The organism is Streptomyces sp. NPDC059582, assembly GCF_042735715.1.
GTDB lineage: Bacteria > Actinomycetota > Actinomycetes > Streptomycetales > Streptomycetaceae > Streptomyces.
Genome location: NZ_JBHWCC010000052.1, coordinates 1 through 19,717, shown reverse-complemented (window position 1 = coordinate 19,717; position 19,717 = coordinate 1). Strand labels below are relative to the sequence as shown.

General features: G+C 70.8%; 13 protein-coding genes. 5 read left to right on the top strand and 8 right to left on the bottom strand.

Annotation, left to right across the window (positions count from 1 at the left end; genetic code table 11):
- The first annotated feature begins 9 nt into the window (after positions 1-9).
- Entirely contained in the window at positions 10-3,645 is a 3,636-nt protein-coding gene (locus ACFV0T_RS33180) for a hydantoinase B/oxoprolinase family protein (RefSeq protein ID WP_385787441.1), read from the top strand.
- Positions 3,626-4,231: an ATP/GTP-binding protein gene (locus ACFV0T_RS33175; RefSeq protein WP_385787438.1), complete on the top strand. Its 606-nt coding sequence runs from the start codon at positions 3,626-3,628 to the stop codon at positions 4,229-4,231. Before ACFV0T_RS33180 ends, ACFV0T_RS33175 begins: the two co-directional genes overlap by 20 nt.
- Before the next feature lie 126 nt (positions 4,232-4,357).
- Here the strand turns inward: ACFV0T_RS33175 and glpK are convergent, their stop codons facing one another.
- The 5 genes from glpK to ACFV0T_RS33150 all read right to left on the bottom strand — a co-directional run bounded on the left by glpK (position 4,358) and on the right by ACFV0T_RS33150 (position 10,595).
- A complete protein-coding gene (gene glpK / locus ACFV0T_RS33170; protein WP_385787436.1) occupies positions 4,358-5,878 on the bottom strand; it encodes a glycerol kinase GlpK in 1,521 nt (506 codons plus the stop codon).
- Between the two features lie 20 nt (positions 5,879-5,898).
- Positions 5,899-6,648 (bottom strand): MIP/aquaporin family protein, encoded by a 750-nt coding sequence (locus ACFV0T_RS33165; protein WP_385787433.1) that lies wholly within the window; start codon positions 6,646-6,648, stop codon positions 5,899-5,901.
- A gap of 528 nt (positions 6,649-7,176) precedes the next feature.
- On the bottom strand, positions 7,177-8,829 hold the full coding sequence (locus tag ACFV0T_RS33160) for an EAL domain-containing protein (protein ID WP_385787431.1): 1,653 nt from the start codon (positions 8,827-8,829) through the stop codon (positions 7,177-7,179).
- 151 nt (positions 8,830-8,980) lie between these two features.
- On the bottom strand, positions 8,981-10,171 hold the full coding sequence (locus tag ACFV0T_RS33155) for a lipid-transfer protein (protein WP_385787428.1): 1,191 nt from the start codon (positions 10,169-10,171) through the stop codon (positions 8,981-8,983).
- Between the two features lie 4 nt (positions 10,172-10,175).
- Positions 10,176-10,595: a Zn-ribbon domain-containing OB-fold protein gene (locus ACFV0T_RS33150; protein WP_385787533.1), complete on the bottom strand. Its 420-nt coding sequence runs from the start codon at positions 10,593-10,595 to the stop codon at positions 10,176-10,178.
- A gap of 227 nt (positions 10,596-10,822) precedes the next feature.
- Between ACFV0T_RS33150 and ACFV0T_RS33145 the strand changes: the two genes are divergently transcribed.
- The gene (locus ACFV0T_RS33145) at positions 10,823-11,359 is read left to right on the top strand and encodes an NUDIX domain-containing protein (RefSeq protein WP_385787425.1); all 537 of its coding nucleotides are present in this window, start codon (positions 10,823-10,825) and stop codon (positions 11,357-11,359) included.
- On the opposite strand, the gene ACFV0T_RS33140 is transcribed toward ACFV0T_RS33145, so the two are convergent.
- Positions 11,350-13,728 carry a glycoside hydrolase family 31 protein gene (locus ACFV0T_RS33140; RefSeq protein WP_385787422.1) on the bottom strand — a complete coding sequence of 793 codons (2,379 nt, stop codon included), beginning with the start codon at positions 13,726-13,728 and terminating at the stop codon, positions 11,350-11,352. The genes ACFV0T_RS33145 and ACFV0T_RS33140 overlap by 10 nt on opposite strands.
- A gap of 214 nt (positions 13,729-13,942) precedes the next feature.
- Here ACFV0T_RS33140 and ACFV0T_RS33135 point away from each other — a divergent pair, with 214 nt between their 5' ends.
- Entirely contained in the window at positions 13,943-15,910 is a 1,968-nt protein-coding gene (locus tag ACFV0T_RS33135) for an acetoacetate--CoA ligase (RefSeq protein ID WP_385787419.1), read from the top strand.
- 206 nt (positions 15,911-16,116) lie between these two features.
- Entirely contained in the window at positions 16,117-17,010 is an 894-nt protein-coding gene (locus tag ACFV0T_RS33130; protein WP_385787416.1) for a hypothetical protein, read from the top strand.
- Positions 17,011-17,079: 69 nt separating this feature from the next.
- Here the strand turns inward: ACFV0T_RS33130 and ptsP are convergent, their stop codons facing one another.
- On the bottom strand, positions 17,080-18,750 hold the full coding sequence (gene ptsP, locus ACFV0T_RS33125) for a phosphoenolpyruvate--protein phosphotransferase (RefSeq protein ID WP_385787413.1): 1,671 nt from the start codon (positions 18,748-18,750) through the stop codon (positions 17,080-17,082).
- A gap of 78 nt (positions 18,751-18,828) precedes the next feature.
- Positions 18,829-19,278, bottom strand: a complete 450-nt coding sequence (locus ACFV0T_RS33120; RefSeq protein WP_385787410.1) for a PTS glucose transporter subunit IIA — start codon at positions 19,276-19,278, stop codon at positions 18,829-18,831.
- Positions 19,279-19,717 lie beyond the last annotated feature (439 nt).

The following is a 19,717-nucleotide window of genomic DNA, read 5'->3' as shown; positions in this document are numbered from 1 at the left end:
AGTGAAGACGTGACAGGCTGGCAGTTCTGGGTGGACCGGGGCGGTACCTTCACCGACATCGTCGCGCGGCGCCCGGACGGCCGACTGTTGACGCACAAGCTGCTGTCGGACCAACCCGCGCGCTACGCCGACGCGGCGGTAGCGGGCGTGCGCGAGCTGCTCGACGGCTCGGGGGAGGCCGTGGAGTCCGTGCGCATGGGGACCACGGTCGCCACCAACGCACTCCTGGAGCGCAAGGGCGAGCGCACCCTGCTGATCATCACCCGCGGCTTCCGCGACGCCCTGCGCATCGCCTACCAGAACCGGCCCCGCATCTTCGCCCGCCGCATCGAACTGCCCGAGCTGCTGTACGAACGTGTCGTCGAGATCGACGAGCGCATCGCCGCCGACGGCACCGTCCTGCGCACCCCGGATCTGGACTCCCTCGTGGGCCCCCTCCGGCAGGCCTACGACGACGGGATCCGGGCCGTCGCGGTGGTCTGCATGCACAGCCACCTCCACCCCGGGCACGAACACGCCGTCCGCGAGCTGGCCGCCCGCGTCGGCTTCCCGCAGATCTCGCTCTCCAGCGAGGTCAGCCCGCTGATGAAGCTCGTCCCGCGAGGCGACACCGCCGTCGTCGACGCCTACCTCTCGCCCGTGCTGCGCCGCTACGTCCAGCACGTGGCCGGCGAACTCGACGGCGTACGACTGATGTTCATGCAGTCCAACGGAGGACTCACCGAAGCCGGGCAGTTCCGCGGCAAGGACGCCATCCTCTCCGGCCCCGCGGGCGGCATCGTCGGCATGGCCCGCATGTCGCAGCTCGCCGGTTTCGACCGCGTCATCGGCTTCGACATGGGCGGTACCTCCACCGACGTCTCGCACTTCGCGGGCGAGTACGAACGGGTCTTCACCACCCAGATCGCGGGGGTGCGGCTGCGCGCGCCCATGCTGGACATCGACACCGTCGCGGCCGGCGGCGGTTCGGTCCTGCACTTCGACGGCTCGCGCTACCGCGTGGGGCCGGACTCGGCGGGCGCGGACCCGGGCCCCGCCTGCTACCGCGGCGGCGGCCCGCTCGCCGTCACCGACGCCAACGTCATGCTCGGCCGCATCCAGCCCGCCCACTTCCCCCAGGTGTTCGGCCCCGACGGCGACCAGCCCCTCGACGCAGGGCTCGTCCGCGACCGCTTCACCACCCTCGCGCGCGAGATCCGCGAACAGACCGGCGACGACCGCAGCCCCGAGCAGGTCGCCGAGGGCTACCTCCAGATCGCCGTGGCCAACATCGCCAACGCCGTGAAACGGATCTCGGTCCAGAAGGGCCACGACGTCACCCGCTACGCCCTGACCACCTTCGGTGGCGCGGGCGGTCAGCACGCCTGCATGGTCGCCGACTCGCTCGGCATGCGTACGGTCCTCGTGCCGCCCATGGCCGGTGTCCTGTCCGCGCTCGGCATCGGCCTGGCCGACACCACGGCCATGCGCGAACAGTCCGTCGAGGCACCGCTGGAATCCGCCGCCATGCCCGGCGTCCACAAGACGGCCGACGACCTCGAAACCGCCGCCCGCGCCGAACTCCTCGCCGAGGACGTCCCGCCCGAGCGCATCCGCATCACCCGTCGCGCCCAGCTCCGCTACGACGGCACCGACACCACCCTCACCGTCGAGCTGACCGAGCCCGACGCCATGAGCCACGCCTTCGAAGAACGTCATCGCGCCACGTACTCCTTCGTTCTGGACCGCCCGATCGTCGTCGAAGCGCTCTCCGTCGAAGCCACCGGCATCACCGAACCCCCTGATCTGTCCGCCCTCGCCCCCTACGAAGGCCACCCCGTCCCACCCGAGACGGTCCGCCTGCACACCGGCGGCGTCTGGCGCGACGTCCCCCTGTACCGCCGCGAGGGACTGCCTCCCGGCGAGACCGTCACCGGCCCCGCGATCATCACCGAGGCCAGTGCGACGACCGTCGTCGACGACGGCTGGCGGGCCGCGACGACCGACGACGGGCATCTGGTCATGGAACGCGCGGCGGTCACGCAGAGTTCCGATCTCGACACGAAAGCCGACCCGGTTCTCCTCGAGGTCTTCAACAACCTCTTCATGTCGATCGCCGAACAGATGGGCGCCCGCCTGGAGTCCACGGCCCAGTCCGTCAACATCAAGGAGCGGCTGGACTTCTCCTGCGCCCTGTTCGACCCGGACGGAAACCTGGTCGCCAACGCCCCGCACATCCCCGTCCACCTGGGCTCCATGGGCACGAGCGTCAAGGAGGTCATCCGCCGCCGGCGCGACGCGATGCGGCCCGGTGACACCTACGCGGTCAACGACCCGTACCACGGCGGCACCCACCTGCCGGACGTCACGGTGATCACCCCGGTCTTCGGCACCGGGACAACCGGCACCACGCAGGGTGACCGGATCCTCTTCTACGTCGCCTCTCGAGGCCACCACGCCGAGATCGGCGGCATCGCCCCGGGTTCCATGCCGGCCGACAGCCGCACCATCGAGGAGGAGGGCGTCCTCTTCGACAACTGGCAGCTCGCCGAGCACGGCCGCTTCCGTGAGCAGGAGACCCTCCGCCTGCTCACCGAGGCACCCCACCCCTCCCGCAACCCGAAGACCAACCTCGCCGACCTCCGGGCCCAGATCGCCGCCAACCACAAGGGCGTCGAGGAAGTCGGCCGCATGATCGAGAACTTCGGCCTCGACGTCGTGCAGGCCTACATGAGCCACGTCCAGGACAACGCCGAGGAAGCGGTGCGCCGAGTCATCGACGCCCTGGACGACGGCGAGTACGCCTATGAGACCGACTCGGGCGCCGTCATCCGCGTACGCGTGCGCGTGGACCGCGAAAGCCGCTCCGCCACCGTCGACTTCACCGGCACCTCGGCGCAACTCACCACCAACTTCAACGCGCCGTTCGCCGTGGTCAACGCGGCGGTCCTGTACGTGTTCCGCACCCTGGTCGACGACGACATCCCGCTCAACGACGGCTGCCTGCGGCCCCTGGACATCGTCGTGCCGCCGGGCTCCATGCTCGCGCCGCAGCCGCCGGCCGCCGTCGTGGCGGGCAACGTGGAGACCTCCCAGGCGATCACCGGGGCCCTCTACGCGGCGCTCGGCGTGCAGGCGGAGGGCTCCGGCACCATGAACAACGTGACCTTCGGCAACGAACGCCACCAGTACTACGAGACGATCGCCTCCGGATCGGGTGCGGGGGAGGGCTTTCCCGGCGCGAGCGTCGTCCAGACCCACATGACCAACTCCCGCCTGACCGATCCCGAAGTCCTGGAGTGGCGGCTGCCCGTCCGGCTCGACGAGTTCGCGGTCCGGCCCGGCAGCGGCGGTGCGGGACGCTGGCGCGGCGGCGACGGAGCCGTGCGCCGCATCCGGTTCACCGAGCCCATGACCGTCTCCACGCTGTCCCAGCACCGCAGGGTGCCGCCGTACGGCATGGCCGGCGGCGAACCCGGCGCCCTGGGCGCCAACCGAGTGGAACGCGCGGACGGCACCGTCGTCCGACTCCGCGGCAGCGACTCGGCGGACGTCCACCCCGGCGACGTACTCGTCGTCGAAACCCCCGGCGGCGGAGGCTACGGCCCCCCGCCGGCTGACCCCCATCAAGCAGGAGAAGAGATCGATGATCTTCGGGCGTACTGAGCGCGGCAAGCCCCCGGTCGAGCCCGTCACGCTCAAGATCCTCGTGGCCGGCGGCTTCGGCGTGGGCAAGACGACGCTGGTCGGCGCCGTGAGCGAGATCAGGCCGTTGCGCACCGAGGAACTGCTCACCGAGGCCGGCCGCCCGGTCGACGACGTCAGCGGCGTGGAGGGCAAACACACCACCACCGTCGCCATGGACTTCGGGCGCATCACCCTGCGCGAGGATCTGGTCCTGTACCTTTTCGGCACGCCGGGCCAGGAGCGCTTCTGGTTCATGTGGGACGAACTCTCCGAGGGTGCGCTCGGCGCGGTCGTCCTCGCCGACACGCGCCGCCTGGAGGACTGCTTCGCCGCCATCGACTACTTCGAGCGGCGCTCCATACCCTTCCTCGTCGGCGTCAACTGCTTCGAGGGAGCCTCCCGTTACCCGGCCGAGGACGTCCGCAGGGCCCTCGACCTCGACGACGACGTGCCGCTGCTGCTGTGCGACGCCCGCGAGCGCGAGTCGGTCAAGGACATCCTCATCGGCGTGGTGGAGCACGCGATGGCGTACGCCGCGGAACGCCGCCAGACCCTCACCACCTGACCGCGCGCGCCCTCGCCACCCCGACCGCACGCGCGCGGCCCGTACCCCCGCCGACCGGGGTACGGGCCGCTGCTCAGCGCGTACACCCACGCGCGTGTGCCGTACGGCCGGTGTACGCGGGTGTGTCTAGTGGTCGCCCTCCTCCATCCAGCCGAAGCTCTTCTCCACCGCCTTGCGCCAGTTGTGGTACTCGCGGTCGCGCACCGAGGCGTCCATGGACGGCGTCCACTCGACGTCCTTCTGCCAGTGCGCCTTGAGCTCGTCGAGGTCGTTCCACACACCCGTCGCCAGGCCGGCCGCGTACGCGGCGCCCAGGCAGGTCGTCTCGGAGACCTTGGGCCGGATCACGGGCACGTCGAGCACGTCCGCCTGATGCTGCATGAGCAGGTTGTTCTTGGTCATCCCGCCGTCCACCTTCAGGGTCGTGATCTGCACCCCTGAGTCCTGGAACATGGCGTCCACGACCTCGCGCGTCTGCCAGCTCGTCGCCTCCAGCACCGCGCGCGCGAGATGTGCCTTCGTGACGTACCGGGTCAGGCCCGTGACGACACCGCGCGCGTCGGAGCGCCAATAGGGGGCGAACAGTCCGGAGAACGCGGGCACGATGTACGCGCCGCCGTTGTCCTCGACGCTCTCGGCCAGTGTCTCGATCTCGTCGGAGGTCCGGATGATGCCGAGTTGGTCGCGGAACCACTGCACCAGCGCACCCGTTATCGCGATGGAGCCCTCCAGACAGTAGACCGGCGCCTCGGTGCCGATCTTGTAACCCATCGTCGTCAACAGCCCGTTCTTGGACGGCACCGGCCGGTTGCCGGTGTTGAGCAACAGGAAACTGCCCGTGCCGTACGTGTTCTTCGCCGTTCCCACGTCATAGCAGGCCTGCCCGAACACAGCCGCCTGCTGATCGCCCAGCGCCGAGGCGACCGGCACACCGGCGAGTTGGCCGACGCCGGTTCCGTACACCTCGGCGGACGACCTGATCTCGGGCAGGACGGCTTCCGGCACGTTCATCGCGGACAGGATGGAGGGATCCCACTGAAGGGTCTCGAGGTTCATCAGCATGGTGCGGCCGGCGTTGGTGACGTCGGTGACGTGCTGTCCGCCGTCCGTGCCACCGGTCAGGTTCCAGATCAGCCAGGAGTCGATCGTGCCGAAGGCGATCTCGCCGCGCTCGGCGCGGTCCCTGAGGCCCGGCACGTTGTCGAGCAGCCAGGCGGCCTTCGGGCCGGAGAAATAGCTGGCCAACGGCAGCCCGGTCTGCTCGCGGAAGCGGTCCTGTCCGTCCGTGCCGCCCAGTTCGTGGCACAGGGCGGCGGTGCGGGTGTCCTGCCACACGATGGCGTTGTGCACCGGCTTGCCCGTGGCCCGGTCCCACAGCACCGTCGTCTCACGCTGGTTGGTGATACCGAGCGCGCTGAGCTGGTCGGCACGCAGACCGGCGTTCGCGAGCGCCCCGGCGACGACCGCCTGCACCTTGGCCCAGATCTCCGTGGCGTCGTGCTCCACCCAGCCGGGTTTGGGGAAGATCTGGCGGTGTTCACGTTGGTCGACGGCGACGATCGCGCCGTCCTGGTTGAAGACGATGCAACGGCTTGACGTGGTGCCCTGGTCGATCGCGGCGACGTACTTCTCGGCGTTGTCGGTCATGGCTACCCCTTGAGCTCGGTTCAGAAGGCTGCGTTGTAGATGAGACCGGCCAGTGCTCCGCCGACCAGCGGACCGACGACCGGGATCCAGGCATAGCCCCAGTCGGAGGTGCCCTTGTTCGGGATCGGCAGGAAGGTGTGCACGACACGGGGGCCGAGGTCGCGTGCCGGGTTGATGGCATATCCGGTCGGGCCGCCGAGCGAGAGACCGATGCCGACGACGAGCAGCGACACGATCAGCACCAGCGTGCCGGACTCGCCGAGCCCGCCGACCAGTCCGAAGGCGAGGATCGGCAGAACGAGCGCGACCGTCGCGATGACCTCCGTGACCAGGTTGGCCACCGGGTTCCGGATCTCGGGAATCGTGGAGAAGATGCCGAGCGTCGGGGTGGGTCCGTCCGCCGTGTCCTCGGTGGCGCCCTTCTCCCGGACGTTCGCCTGGAACTGCGCGAAATAGACCAGATAGGCGAGTACGGCCCCCAGCACCGCGCCGACGATCTGGCCCAGCAGGTAGACCCAGACCTTGTCCCACTTGCCGGTGTCGACCGCGATGCCGATGGTGACGGCCGGGTTGAGCTGCCCGCCGGAGAGCGGGGCGGCGGTGTACGCGCCCGCCAGCACGCCGAATCCCCAGCCGAACGCGATCACCACCCAGCCCGAGGCCCGTGCCTTGGAGTATCTGAGGGTGACCGCGGCGCAGACTCCGGCGCCGAAGAGGATCAGGATCGCTGTTCCGATGGTCTCGCCGACGAATATGTCTCCATTGCTCATGGCGGCTCCTAGGCCGAGCCCCGGGGATCGATCCGGTGCTCCGTGCGGGGTGCGCTTCCCGTGGCGACTTCTGCCGGGCAGGGAGTCCCGCGCCCCGCCCGGCGTCCATGACGAGCGTGCCGTCGCAGTCGAACCGCCCATGAGGGATCGAGCCTTGGCTCGGAGGCCCGCGCGGCGCAGTGCCGGAATACGCCGAGAATGTACGGCGATGTCGACTGACACCGGGAAGTGTTCACCGGCACCCAAGGAGCGTCAAGCGCACCGACAGCAACGGTTGAGCCCGACCCGGCGGAGCGTGCCGCCTCAACCCGTCGTCGCCCGGTGAGCTCGCTGTGGCGCAGCGACCTTCAGAGTCAGGCTACCGCGCCCCGGGCGTGGGGGCCCGTCAGGCGCATCCTGCCGTGGACACGCGCGTGGCCTGCGGCGACGGGGGGTGCGCCCACCCCACTCAGCCTTGAGCGGCCGGCCCGGGTCGCGGTCCGAGCCCCGGCGTTGCACCGCCGGTCAGCCGGTCAGCCGGTCAGCCGGTCAGCCGGTCCCCGGTTCGGCCGCCGCCCACTGCGTTCCGGCCGGCGTCGCACCCTCACCCCGCAGGACCTCGTGCCCCGGCAGCCCCGCACGCCCCAGAACCCAACTCGCACCGTGCAACGCCTTCGCGGTCTTCTTCAGCGGCGCCAGCCAGGCGGCCGCCTGCCGATGGTCCGCCACGCTGCCCGCAGTGCACATGACCGTGGCAAGGGACAGCGTGACGAGACGCCCGCCCGCGGACCAGGGCGCGTCCAGCAAGGAGGCGGCCAGCGGATCCAGCCCTTCCGGGTCCGCGAGCACCAGGAAGTCGTCCCCGCCGATGTGCCCCACCTGCGTGCTCCCGGACGCTGCCCCCTGCAACGCCCGTCCCACCGAGCGGATCAATTCGTCACCCGCCGCGAACCCGGCCCCGTCGTTGACCTGCTTGAAGTGGTCCACGTCCAGCCAACTGAGCGCGAACGTCCGCCCGTCCGCGATCCGCCGGTCGACCTCCCAGGTGATCGCGTCGGAGCCGGGCAGTCGCGTCAGCGGATTGAGCCCGGCCGCCTCCTCGACCCGGGACTCGGCCAGCGCCCGGACCAGGTCCGCGAACCGTACGACGCCCACGCATCGCCCGTGGTGGTCGACCACGGCCACATCGTCCGAGGTACGGCCCTGACCGCCGACCGCCACCACGTCGAGCACCTCCCACGCCGTGGCGTCGATGCCGACCGTGCGCGGCGGGTCCCCCAGCTTCGCGGCCGGTCGATCGGCGTACAGGGCATGTCCGTACCGTCCCGACATCGACAGCAGGAACCTGGACCGGTGCACGGACCGGACCGGGACCCCGGCGCGGTCCACGAGCAGCACCCCGGACACCTCCGGAGATCCGGTCAGCAGCGTGCGTACCTGGATCGCGGACGCGGTCACGGGCAGCAGTGCGGCCGGTCGCACGAACTCCCGGATCGACGGGCCCGACCGCGGGTCGGGCAGGGCGTCGGGGGAACGCGGCGGAACGTATACGTCCACCGCGGGCAGCCGGGACGGCGGCGCGAACAGCGCGCCCTGCGCCAGTTGCGCGCCCGCCGAGAGCGCCGTGCCGTACTGCACCTCGGTCTCCACGGCCTCGACGCACAGCAGCGCGCCCAGCCCGTCGCACAGCGTCCGCATCGCTCGTACCGCCGACGGCCGCGCCAGCAGCGACGCGTCGAGTTTCACCAGGTCGGGTGCCATGTCCGCGAGCAGCCGCAGGGGTACGTCCCCGTCGCCCACACCGTCCGCACTGATCCGGAAACCCTGCGCCCGCAGGGTGTTCACCGCCTCCAGGAGCGCGCGCTGCGGCACATGCGTGAACGGCGGTCCGACGTCGACGGTCACCTCCCAGGGCAGTCGGCCCGCCTGGCGCACCGCTTCGTGCAGCGGGGTGAGCCCGCCGAGGTCGGCCAGGGTGCCGGCGAACACGTTCACGTGCAGCGGCAGCAGCGTCTCCTTGCGCGTCGCCGCACGGACCGCCAACACCGCCAGCCTGCCGTCGAGTTCGGGGTCACGACGGGCCTCGGCCAGGATGTCGCCGGTCTCCGGTCGGGCAAGGATCTCCAGCCCCGCGACCCCGCCGGTCGAGAGGTTGATCACCGGTTGGAAAGCGAAACGGAGAGTATCCGTCCAGGAGGGCACGGGAAGCATGATGGCCCTACCGGAGAGCGCTCAGGCCCAGTTCATAAGACGTTCACGCAGGATTCCGAGGTGATCACACAGCGTGCGGAAGCCGGTCCGCGCGACCGTGACCACCGCCCCCGGCGGCAGCCGCCTCCCGGGCCTCCTTCGCTCAGCGTACGGCGATCACCGCCGACCCGTGCCCGAACAGTCCTTGGTTGGCGCTGATCCCCACGCGCGCCCCCACGACCTGGCGCTCGCCCGCGGCCCCCCTCAACTGCCAGGTCAGCTCGCACACCTGGGCGATCGCCTGGGCGGGAACCGCCTCCCCGAAGGAGGCCAGCCCCCCGCTCGCGTTCACGGGTATGCGCCCGCCCGGTCCCGTCGCGCCCTCGCGCAGCAACTTCACGGCTTCGCCCTCGCCGCACAGCCCCAGATCCTCGTACCACTGCAACTCCAGAGCGGTGGACAGGTCGTAGACCTCGGCCAGGGACAGGTCCTCGGGTCCGAGGCCGGCCTCCTCGTAGGCGGCCAGGCCGATCGACGCACGGAACGACTCGACGGCCGGTTCCACCGCCGCGGCCGAGTCCGTGGCGATGTCCGGAAGGTCGAGTACCGCGCTGGGGTACCGGGGCGTCAGCGTCGACACCGCCCGGATCCGCACCGGTTCTCTCGACCCGTTCCGACGCGCGAAGTCCATGCTGGACAGCACCAGAGCCGCCCCGCCGTCCGAGGTCGCGCAGATGTCGAGCAGCCGTAGCGGATCGGCCACCACGGCGGAGGCGGCGACCTCCTCGGCGGTGACCCGCGCGCGGTAGCGCGCGTACGGATTCAGCGATCCCATCGCCGCGTTCTTCACCTTCACCTGGGCGAAGTCCTCGGGTGTGTCCCCGTGCACGGCCATGCGCCTGCGCGCGTACAGCCCGAAGTACACCGGATTCGTCGCCCCGAGCACCCGGAAGCGCAGCCAGTCGGGATCGTCGGGCCGGTCTCCGCCCGCCGGCCGGAAGAACCCCTTCGGCGCGGCGTCCGCCCCCACCACGAGCACGACGTCCGCCAGGCCCGCGAGGATCTGCGCCCGCGCGGTGTTCACGGCCTGCGCCCCGGACGCGCAGGCCGCGTACACACTGGTGACCTGGGCACCCTGCCAGCCCAGCGCCTTCGCGAACGTCGCCCCCGCCACATATCCCGGATAGCCGCCGCGGACCGTGTTCGCGCCCACGATCGAGCCTATGTCCCGCCACTCCAGACCGGCGTCGGCGAGGGCCGCGCGAGCCGCCACCATGCCGTACTCCACGAAGCCGCGTCCCCACTTGCCCCACGGGTGCATCCCCGCGCCGAGCACCGCCACGTCGTCCGCCATGCCGTCACACCCCCGTCGGCCGCCACTGCCAGGTCGTCCAGGTCGTCTCCGTGTCCTCGTGCAGCACTCCGGGGACGACCTCCACCTCCATGCCCACCGTCAGATCGGCGACGGTGACCCCGGGAGCCGCCTGTCCCAGCACCACGATCCGCTCGGACTCCAGCTCCACAGCGATCAACGCGTACGGCTCCCAAGGAAGTTCCGGGTCGGTCACATACGGTGACGGTGGCCGGTATCTGCTGTCCGTGTACGACCAGACGCGCCCGCGCCGCGACAGCGGCACCTCCGCGAGCTCGCCGCCGGGACACCCGGGGTTGCGGCAGTGGGTGTCCTCGCGGGGGAAGAAGACACAGGCGCAGGCCGCGCAGCGGGTGCCGAGAAGCCTGAAGTCCTGCGCGCCGCCCGTGAACCACCCCGGAACCACGGGTGTCCGTGCACGCTCCACGATGCCTCCCCTGCAACGAAACTGACGGCACGTCAGGAGTGTGCCACGGGACAACGGAATTGGGCAGGACCGCATACGACGGCTTCCCTCACGCACTCGGCTCCTGCCGCCCGATTCGGCTTCCCGGTGCCCGCCAAGTCGCTCGCCGGGCACCACCGAGGAGCCCGGGGAAGACGTCAACTACGTGATCGGATACAGTCCGCCGCGTGTCCGAAACCCAACACTCCGCTCCCAACTCCGCGCCCGGCTCACACTGTTCGAGCTGCGGATCGCCCTTCGGAGAGGGCATCTCCGGCTGGCCCCGCACTTGCCAGGTCTGCGGCACCGTGGCCTACCGTAATCCGCTTCCCGTGGCGGTCGCGCTCCAGCCCGTGTACGACACGAAAGGCACCGCGCTGGTCGTCATCACCCGCACCATCGCTCCCGCGCGTGGGGGTATCGCGTTGCCGGGCGGCTACCTGGACGACCGTGAGGACTGGCGCCACGCCGTCGTCCGCGAACTCAAGGAGGAGACCGGCATCGACGCCGTGAGCCGCGAGGTGCGGCTCGCCGACGCGATGAGCTCTCCCGACGGCCACCTGCTGCTGTTCGGCCTCCTCCCGGAATATCCGGCCGACCGCCTTCCGGAGTCCGCCGCCACGGACGAGACGGAGGGCTGGCATCTCCTGCGCAGGCCGGAGGAGCTCGCCTTCCCCCTGCACACGCTGGCCGTGCGCGCGTTCTTCGAGGGCCGTTACGTCTGAGCCCCGCGCCCGGCGAGCCCTCGCACGCGCACCGGGTGGGACGGCTCGCGCACGCCGTCCTCACCCTCCCGCTCGACCACCACGCGGCGGCCCTCCCAGCGGGCCGTGTAGCGCTCGATCTCCGGCTCGTCCCAGCCGTCGCCCCCGTCCTGGACCACCAGGCCGCCTCCCGTGCGTCCCAGGGCCGGTGCCCACACCTCCAGTTCGAGGCAGCCGTCCTCGCCGCGCACGGGGATGACGGCACCAGCGCGCGCGAGCACCGGTATACGTGCCACGGGGGCGTCGACGAGCACCTGGCCGGGCCCTTCGTAGGCCTGCTCCGTCGCCGTGTCGTACCAGAGCCCCCGCGGCAGTTGCACCGCACGCCGGTCCGCGCCCGGATCGAGCACCGGCGCCACCAGGAGGCAGTCACCCAGAAGGAACGCGTCGCCGCAGTCACGCAGTACGCGGTCCTCGGGGGCGCTCCACCACAGCGGCCGCACATACGGCGCTCCGGTACGCCGGGCCAGATGTGCCAGCGTCATGAAGTACGGCAGCAGCCGCCGGCGCTCCGCGAGCGCCACGCGCGCGTGCTCCAACGTGTCGGCGCCGAACTCCCACGGCTCCCGGCGTCCCGCGCGCGGGCCCGCCTGCGTGCGGAACAACGGCAGATACGAGCCCAGCTGGAACCAGCGCAGATACAGCTCGGGCGAACCGGTCCCGTCGCGGCCGCCCACGTCCGGCCCCGAGTACGGCACTCCGCACAGCCCCAGCCCCATGACCAGCGACAGCGAGGTCCGCAGCCCGGCCCAGCCCGTGGCCACCCCGCCCGACCACGCGCCCCCGAACCGCTGCATGCCGGCCCATCCCGAGCGGGAGACGACGAACGGGCGCTCCTGGGGAGCCAGTTCGCGCAACCCCTCGTACGCGGCCCTGGCCATGCACAGCGCGTAGACGTTGTGCGCCTCGCGGTGGTCACCGCCCCGCTCGTCGAGCGAGTGCCGGGCCGACCGCGGCAGCGTCGACTCCCCGAAGGCCGTGAACGAGGTCGGCTCGTTCATGTCGTGCCAGAACCCCGCGAAGCCCTCCGCCAGCCGCTCCGCGTACAGACCGCCCCACCACTTGCGCACGCGCGCGTGGGTGAAGTCCGGGTACACCGCCTCCCCTGGCCGTGCCACCCCGTGGACGAGTTCCCCGCAGGCGTCCCGGACGAAGGCACCCAGGGCTTCCCCGCTGTCGTAGACGGCGTTCCCAGGCGCGACATTGACCGCGGGATCGACGACCGACACCAGACGGATTCCCTCCCGGCGCAGTTCCTTGGCGAACGCCGGCAGCTTGGGAAAGCGGCCGGGGTCGACGGTGAACCCCTGGTGTCCGTCGAAGTGGGCGCCGTCGAGGTGGACGGCGTCGAGCGGCAGACCGTGCTCCCGGTATCCGGCGACGGCCCGTCTCAGCTCCTGCTCGTCGCCGAAACCCCGGCGGACGTGCTGGTGACCGAGAGCCCACGCCGGCGGCAGCGCGGGCGCACCGGTGAGCGAGGCCCAGGCGAGCAGCACGCGCGCGGGGGTGCCCACCATCACCCAGCAGCGCAGCGGACCGCCGTCCACGCGCAGTTCGCACCGGCCGGCCCGGTCGTGTCCGGAACCGGCGCCCTCCTCGCCCTCCCGCAGGGCCACCGTGCCGTCCCACGACGTGTCGTGGAACACCAGATGTGTGGCCGCGTCGGCCACCACGAGCTGCACCGGCATGGTCAGGTGCAGGGGATCGTCGCCGGGCGTGAAGGGACGACCGGGATCGGTGTTCCACAGACGGTACGTTCCGTCCCCCAGGCGGGGACCCGACGACCGCCCCCCGAGCCCGAAGAACCGCGCGTCGGCGGACACCTCGGACCGTTGCATCCAGCGCGCCGGGCCGCCGCCGACGGGCTCCCACCAGCGGGGCGGCAGGTCGCGGCGCAGGGTCACGCCTCCCGGCGTGCGCACCTCGACCGCGCCGTGCCGCGAGACGGCGACCGTCACCCGCTCGGCCACGACCCGCCAGCCGCCGTCCTTGTCCGGCTCCAGCACCGCCCGCGGATCGGGATCCGGACAACGCCCAGCCAGCGCGTACGACGGCTCGGGACCCGCCCCGTCCCACCCCCAGAAGACCGCACCGTTGACGGCGACGAGAATCCGCAGCTCGGAACGGCTGAACCGGACCGTGCCACCCCCAGGCCCCGGCTCCGCGCCCTGGACGGCACCGGGCACCCGGGCACGCTCGGCGCCCCGCGACGGCAGCGCGGCGGCGTCGGCACGCCTCCTGCGCCACGCGGCCCGGACCGTGCGCAACCTCTGGGTCGCCCCCGCGGAGCCGACCGCTTTCACCGAACGCACCAGGTCACGACCGTCCATGCTGCTCACCCTGCCATTGACTGCCCCACGCATGCGTGCCGTTCAACTTCCGTTCACCCGTGACGGGACCACACCTTCATGGCACGGACTATGTGCGGCGCACCCTGGTGCAGAAGTCGATCACATGGCATCGTCCGTGTCAGCCGCGTCACGCGCACACCCCCAGCCCGTGCGCGACCGACGCACACGACGCGCACAGTCCGGGAGCCGCCCCATGTCGACCGTGAACCCCCAGCCTCTCTGGCAGCCCGATCCGGATCATATGGCCAAGGCCCAGGTCACAAGGTTCCAGACCTGGGCGGCGGAACGATACGCAGGCCCGGCCGAGGGCGGTTACCCGGCGCTGCACCGCTGGTCCGTCGACGAGCTGGAGACGTTCTGGCAGGCCCTCACGGAGTGGTTCGACGTACGGTTTTCGACGCCCTACGCGCGCGTGCTGGGCGATCGGTCGATGCCCGGCGCGCAGTGGTTCCCCGGGGCGACGCTGAACTACGCCGAGCACGCTCTGCGCGCGAGCGCCACCCGCTCGGACGAACCGGCGCTCCTGTACGTCGACGAGACCCACGAGCCGCGCCCGGTGAGCTGGACCGAACTGCGCCGCCAGGTCGGTTCCCTGGCCGCCGAGCTGCGCGCGCTGGGCGTACGCCCGGGAGACCGCGTCAGCGGATACCTCCCCAACATCCCGGAGGCCGTCGTCGCGCTTCTGGCGACGGCCGCCGTGGGCGGCGTCTGGACGTCCTGTGCCCCCGACTTCGGCGCCCGCAGCGTCCTGGACCGCTTCCAGCAGGTCGAACCCGTGGTCCTGTTCACCGTCGACGGCTACCGCTACGGAGGCAAGCAGCACGACCGCCGCGAGACCGTCGCCGAACTGCGAGGCGAGCTGCCGACCCTGCGTGCCGTCGTCCACATCCCCCTCCTCGGCACCGAGGCCCCCGAAGGGGCGCTGGAGTGGTCGGCTCTGACCGCCGCGGACGTGGACCCCGTCTTCGAGCAGGTCCCCTTCGACCACCCCCTCTGGGTGCTGTACTCCTCCGGTACGACAGGCCTGCCCAAAGCCATCGTCCAGTCCCAGGGCGGCATCCTGGTCGAGCACCTCAAACAGCTCGGCCTGCACTGCGACCTGGGCCCCGAGGACCGCTTCTTCTGGTACACCTCGACCGGTTGGATGATGTGGAACTTCCTCGTCTCCGGCCTGCTGACCGGCACGACGATCGTCCTCTACGACGGCAGCCCCGGTTACCCGGACACCGGTGCCCAGTGGCGGGTGGCCGAACGCACCGGAGCCACCCTCTACGGAACCTCGGCCGCGTACGTCATGGCGTGCCGCAAGGCGGGCGTCCATCCGGCGCGGGACTTCGACCTCTCCCGCGTGCGGTGCGTCGCCACGACCGGCTCGCCCCTGCCGCCCGACGGGTTCCGGTGGCTGCACGACGAGGTGCGCGACGACCTCTGGATCGCCTCGGTCAGCGGAGGCACGGACGTCTGCTCCTGCTTCGCGGGAGCCGTACCCACCCTCCCCGTGTACGTCGGGGAACTCCAGGCACCCGGCCTCGGCACCGACCTGCAGTCCTGGGACCCGAACGGCCGGCCCGTCGTCGACGAGGTCGGCGAGCTCGTCGTCACCAACCCCATGCCGTCGATGCCGATCCGCTTCTGGAACGACCCCGACGGCAGTCGCTACCACGACAGCTACTTCGACACCTATCCCGGCGTGTGGCGCCACGGCGACTGGATCACGGTCACCTCCCGCGGCTCCGTCGTGATCCACGGCCGCTCCGACTCCACCCTCAACCGCCAAGGTGTCCGGATGGGCTCGGCCGACATCTACGAAGCCGTCGAACGACTCCCCGAGATCAAGGAATCCCTCGTCATCGGCGTCGAACAGCCCGACGGCGGCTACTGGATGCCCCTCTTCGTACACCTCGCCCCCGGCGCGGCGCTCGACGACGCCCTCCTGGAGCGCATCAAGCAGACCATCAGGGAACAGCTCTCACCACGCCACGTCCCCGACGAGGTCGTCGAGGTCCCGGGAATCCCCCACACTCTGACCGGAAAGCGCATCGAGGTCCCGGTCAAGCGCCTGCTCCAGGGCACTCCGCTGGAGAAGGCGGTCAACCCCGGTTCCATCGACAACCTGGACCTGCTGCACTTCTACGAGGACCTGGCCCGCAAACGCGCCTGACCGGCCTTCGGACGGCCGGTCACCTTCCGTAGCCGCGCCGGACTGCGCCGAGCGTCACGGCGAAGTCCGGCGCAGGCCGCCACGCATCGGCGCTCTGACCTGCATGATCAGACGCCAGGTAGTCCTGGATCCCCTCGCCGGACTCCCGCTGTCAGTGCCGCCGGTTACTGTGAGTGAGCATTGATCGACCGTGCACAGGGGGAAACATGGCGCACACCGACCACCGGACCATGCGACGCGTCCTGCGCCGCGAAATCGCGGGCACCATCGGCCTGTTGACCGACGAACACGACTTCCACGCCATGCGGCACTACCGCAGCTTCACCTTCGACGACCACACGACCTACCTCGAACAGGTCGAGACACTCCTCAAGACCCGCGCGGCCGAGGGCAACCACACCACGATCGCCCTCTTCGACCCACAGGAGTACGCCGAGTACTGCACGGCCGGCGGCCTCGACCCCGACACCCCGTCGAGCCGCACACGCTTCACCGCCGAACTCGCGGCCACAGGCCCCACCGTGGCCTACGAGGGCCAGCCCCTCAGCGACCTTGTGCCGGACCTCGTCGACGAAGCCGTCCGGCAGGCCACCTGGGAGTACGCGACGACACTCCTCGCCCGCCTCGGCGCCTGCGCGTCCTGCGGCGAGGACATCGGCCGCGCCGCCTTCACCAACGCCTCGAACCTCCTGGCCCGCATCCTCGACACCGCCCCACCCGGCGACCGACACCTCGTGTGCAGCGTCTCGGGCACACCGGAACCACTCGCCGCCGTACTCCACGCCGACGACGACATCGACGGCACCACAAGTCTCGACGAGGCGGAAGCACTCGAATTCACGACGGTCCTGGCCCTCGGAATCGCCACCCACAGCCCCGGCGGACTCGTCATGAGGACCAGCGCACCCGGCAGCCCCGACCGGATCTACGGCTGGCGACTGCGTGGCGACGGTCTCGCACCCCTCACCGCGGGCGAGGTGTTCGACGCCTACTGCACGGACGTCGAGAACGGCGACATCATCTCCCCGGAGTCCGGCGTCGACTACTGCGAACCACCCGACCTCGGAGACGAGGAGCCGAAGCCGGGCCACCACCACTGAACACAGCGGGGGCGCCCCACCCACGGGTGGAGCGCCCCTCGACAAGAGCCGGCGGACGGTGCGGTCCGGCTACTCGCCGGACAGCACCGCCCGAGCCGCCTCGCGCGCCTCCTCGGCGCTGTCCGCGGCCCGCGCCGCCGCGGCGGCCCGCTCGCACTGGGCCAGCGTGTACTTCGCCAGAGCCGCGCGGACGTAGGGAATCGACGCCGCACCCATGGAAAGGGAGGTGACACCCAGACCGGTCAGCACACAGGCGAGCAGCGGGTCGGACGCCGCCTCACCGCAGACACCACAGCTCTTGCCCTCGGCCGTCGCCGACTCCGCGGACAACGCGACCAGGTCGAGCAGCGCGGGCTGCCACGGGTCCTGGAGCCGGGACACCGCGCCCACCTGACGGTCGGCGGCGAACGTGTACTGCGCGAGATCGTTCGTCCCCAGCGACAGGAACTCGACCTCCTGAAGAATCGAACGCGCCCGCAGCGCGGCCGAGGGAATCTCCACCATCGCACCGAACTTCGCCCGCAGTCCGGCCTCGCGACAGGCGTCGGCGAACGCCTTGGCGTCGGCACGGTCCGCCACCATCGGGGCCATCACCTCGAGGTAGACGGGCAAGCCCTCGGCCGCCTTCGCCAGCGCGGTGAGCTGGGTGCGCAGCACATCGGGATGGTCCAGCAGGGTCCGAAGACCGCGCACGCCGAGCGCCGGGTTCGGTTCGTCGGCCGGGGTCAGGAAGTCCAGCGGCTTGTCCGCACCCGCGTCCAGCACACGGACGACGACCCGTCCCTCGGGAAACGCCTCGAGGACCTGCCGATAGGCCTCGATCTGCTTCTCCTCGGAGGGAGCGTTCTTGCTGTCGTCCAGGAAGAGGAACTCGGTCCGGAACAGGCCGACACCCTCGGCACCGGCCGCGACAGCGGCCGGCACGTCGGACGGGCCTCCGACATTCGCCAGCAGCGGCACCTTGTGACCGTCGGCGGTGGCACCGGGCCCGCTCGAGGCCGCCAGTGCGGCCTTGCGCTCGGCGGCCGCCGCGCGCAACTGCGCCTTCTTCTCATCGCTCGGATTCACGAAGATCTCGCCGGTGCTGCCGTCGACGGCGATCAGCGTTCCCTCGGCCAGCTCCCCGGCACCGGGCAGCGCCACCACGGCCGGAACACCCAACGCTCGCGCGAGGATCGCGCTGTGGCTGGTCGGCCCGCCCTCCTCCGTGACGAAGCCGAGCACCAGCGTCGGGTCCAGCAGTGCCGTGTCGGCCGGGGCGAGGTCACGCGCGACCAGGACGTACGGCTCGTCGCTGTCCGGGACACCCGGCATGGGCACCCCAAGAAGCCGGGCGACGATACGATTCCGCACGTCGTCGAGGTCGGCCACTCGACCGGCCAGGTACTCCCCGGCGTTCGCGAGCAGCTCGCGGTAGGAAGCGAAGGCGTCGTACACCGCCCGCTCGGCGGTGCTGCCGACGGCTACCCGCCGGTCCACATCCGCCATCAGCTCGGGGTCCTGGGCCATCAGGGCCTGCGCCTCGAGCACCGCCTGGGCTTCGCCGCCCGCCAGATTGCCGCGCGCCATCAGGTCGGCGGCCACCGCCTCGACGGCCTGTCGGGCCCGTCCCTGCTCGCGCTCCGCCTCTTCCGCCCGGATCTGCTTGGCCGGCGGTTCGAGCACCGCCGTTCCCATGTGCCGAACCTCGCCGATCGCCACACCGTGGCTCACGCCGACGCCTCGCAGCGTTGTCTCCATCTCACCCGTCTCCGATAGTGCGGCGGGTCCCGCCGCCGCGGTGGTTGTCCTGCGCGCCGTCATAAGACGGCACTGACGTCAGCTCCAGAGGAAGAGGCTGTCGCCGGCCTTGACGTCGCCGTCGTCACGGAGCTCGGAGAGCGCCTCGGCTGTGGCCTCCAGGGCCACGATCGGGCAGATCGGGGACTTGCCGGCGGCCTCGACGGCGCCCGGGTTCCAGCGGATCACGGCCTGGCCGCGCGTCACGGTGTCTCCCTTGTTGACGAGGAGTTCGAATCCCTCGCCGTTGAGCTGCACGGTGTCGATCCCGAGGTGGGTGAGGACCCCGTGACCGCTCTCGTCGACGACGACGAACGCGTGCGGGTGAAGGGAAACGATGACTCCGTCCACCGGAGCGACCGCCTCCGAAGGCTCACGCGCGGGGTCGATGGCGGTCCCCGGACCGACCATGGCCCCGGAGAAGACGGGATCCGGCACAGCTGCCAGTCCGATGGCGCGTCCTGCGATAGGGGACGTCACGGTGGTCATGGGAAGCCTCCCGGAGATGGAGCTGCATAGGGGCCGTCACTGCTGGTATCGAACGGCGCACTGGGCAGCAGGGTATGTCATATGAAGTGCCGGTTCCGCACGAGAGCTCCCGAATCATGGTCTAGACCACATCCCGAATCGATTTGCACCCGCTCCGCGGCCCCGTGTACAGTCGTACCCCTGCTTGAGAACGAGCGGCGCCACTTGGTGCCCTTGCTCAGCGGAACCCAACTTGTCAGATCCTATCTCGGGGTCATCTTCTGCATGCCTGCAGGACGGTGGTCAGAGAGACGGAAAAACACTGATAGAGTCGGAATCGCCGGAAAGGGAAACGCGGAAGCGGAAACCTGGAAAGCACCGAGGAAATCGGGTCGGAAAGATCTGATAGAGTCGGAAACGCAAGACCGAAGGGAAGCGCCCGGAGGAAAGCCCGAGAGGG

Bases quoted from the DNA above. Each gene is read 5' to 3' on its own strand.
- ACFV0T_RS33155 (WP_385787428.1), bottom strand. From the start codon at position 10,171: ATGGCGGACGACGTGGCGGTGCTCGGCGCGGGGATGCACCCGTGGGGC.
- ACFV0T_RS33165 (WP_385787433.1), bottom strand. From the start codon at position 6,648: ATGAGCAATGGAGACATATTCGTCGGCGAGACCATCGGAACAGCGATC.
- ptsP (WP_385787413.1), bottom strand. From the start codon at position 18,750: ATGGAGACAACGCTGCGAGGCGTCGGCGTGAGCCACGGTGTGGCGATC.
- ACFV0T_RS33175 (WP_385787438.1), top strand. From the start codon at position 3,626: ATGATCTTCGGGCGTACTGAGCGCGGCAAGCCCCCGGTCGAGCCCGTC.
- glpK (WP_385787436.1), bottom strand. From the start codon at position 5,878: ATGACCGACAACGCCGAGAAGTACGTCGCCGCGATCGACCAGGGCACC.
- ACFV0T_RS33120 (WP_385787410.1), bottom strand. From the start codon at position 19,278: ATGACCACCGTGACGTCCCCTATCGCAGGACGCGCCATCGGACTGGCA.
- ACFV0T_RS33135 (WP_385787419.1), top strand. From the start codon at position 13,943: ATGTCGACCGTGAACCCCCAGCCTCTCTGGCAGCCCGATCCGGATCAT.
- ACFV0T_RS33140 (WP_385787422.1), bottom strand. From the start codon at position 13,728: ATGGACGGTCGTGACCTGGTGCGTTCGGTGAAAGCGGTCGGCTCCGCG.
- ACFV0T_RS33130 (WP_385787416.1), top strand. From the start codon at position 16,117: ATGGCGCACACCGACCACCGGACCATGCGACGCGTCCTGCGCCGCGAA.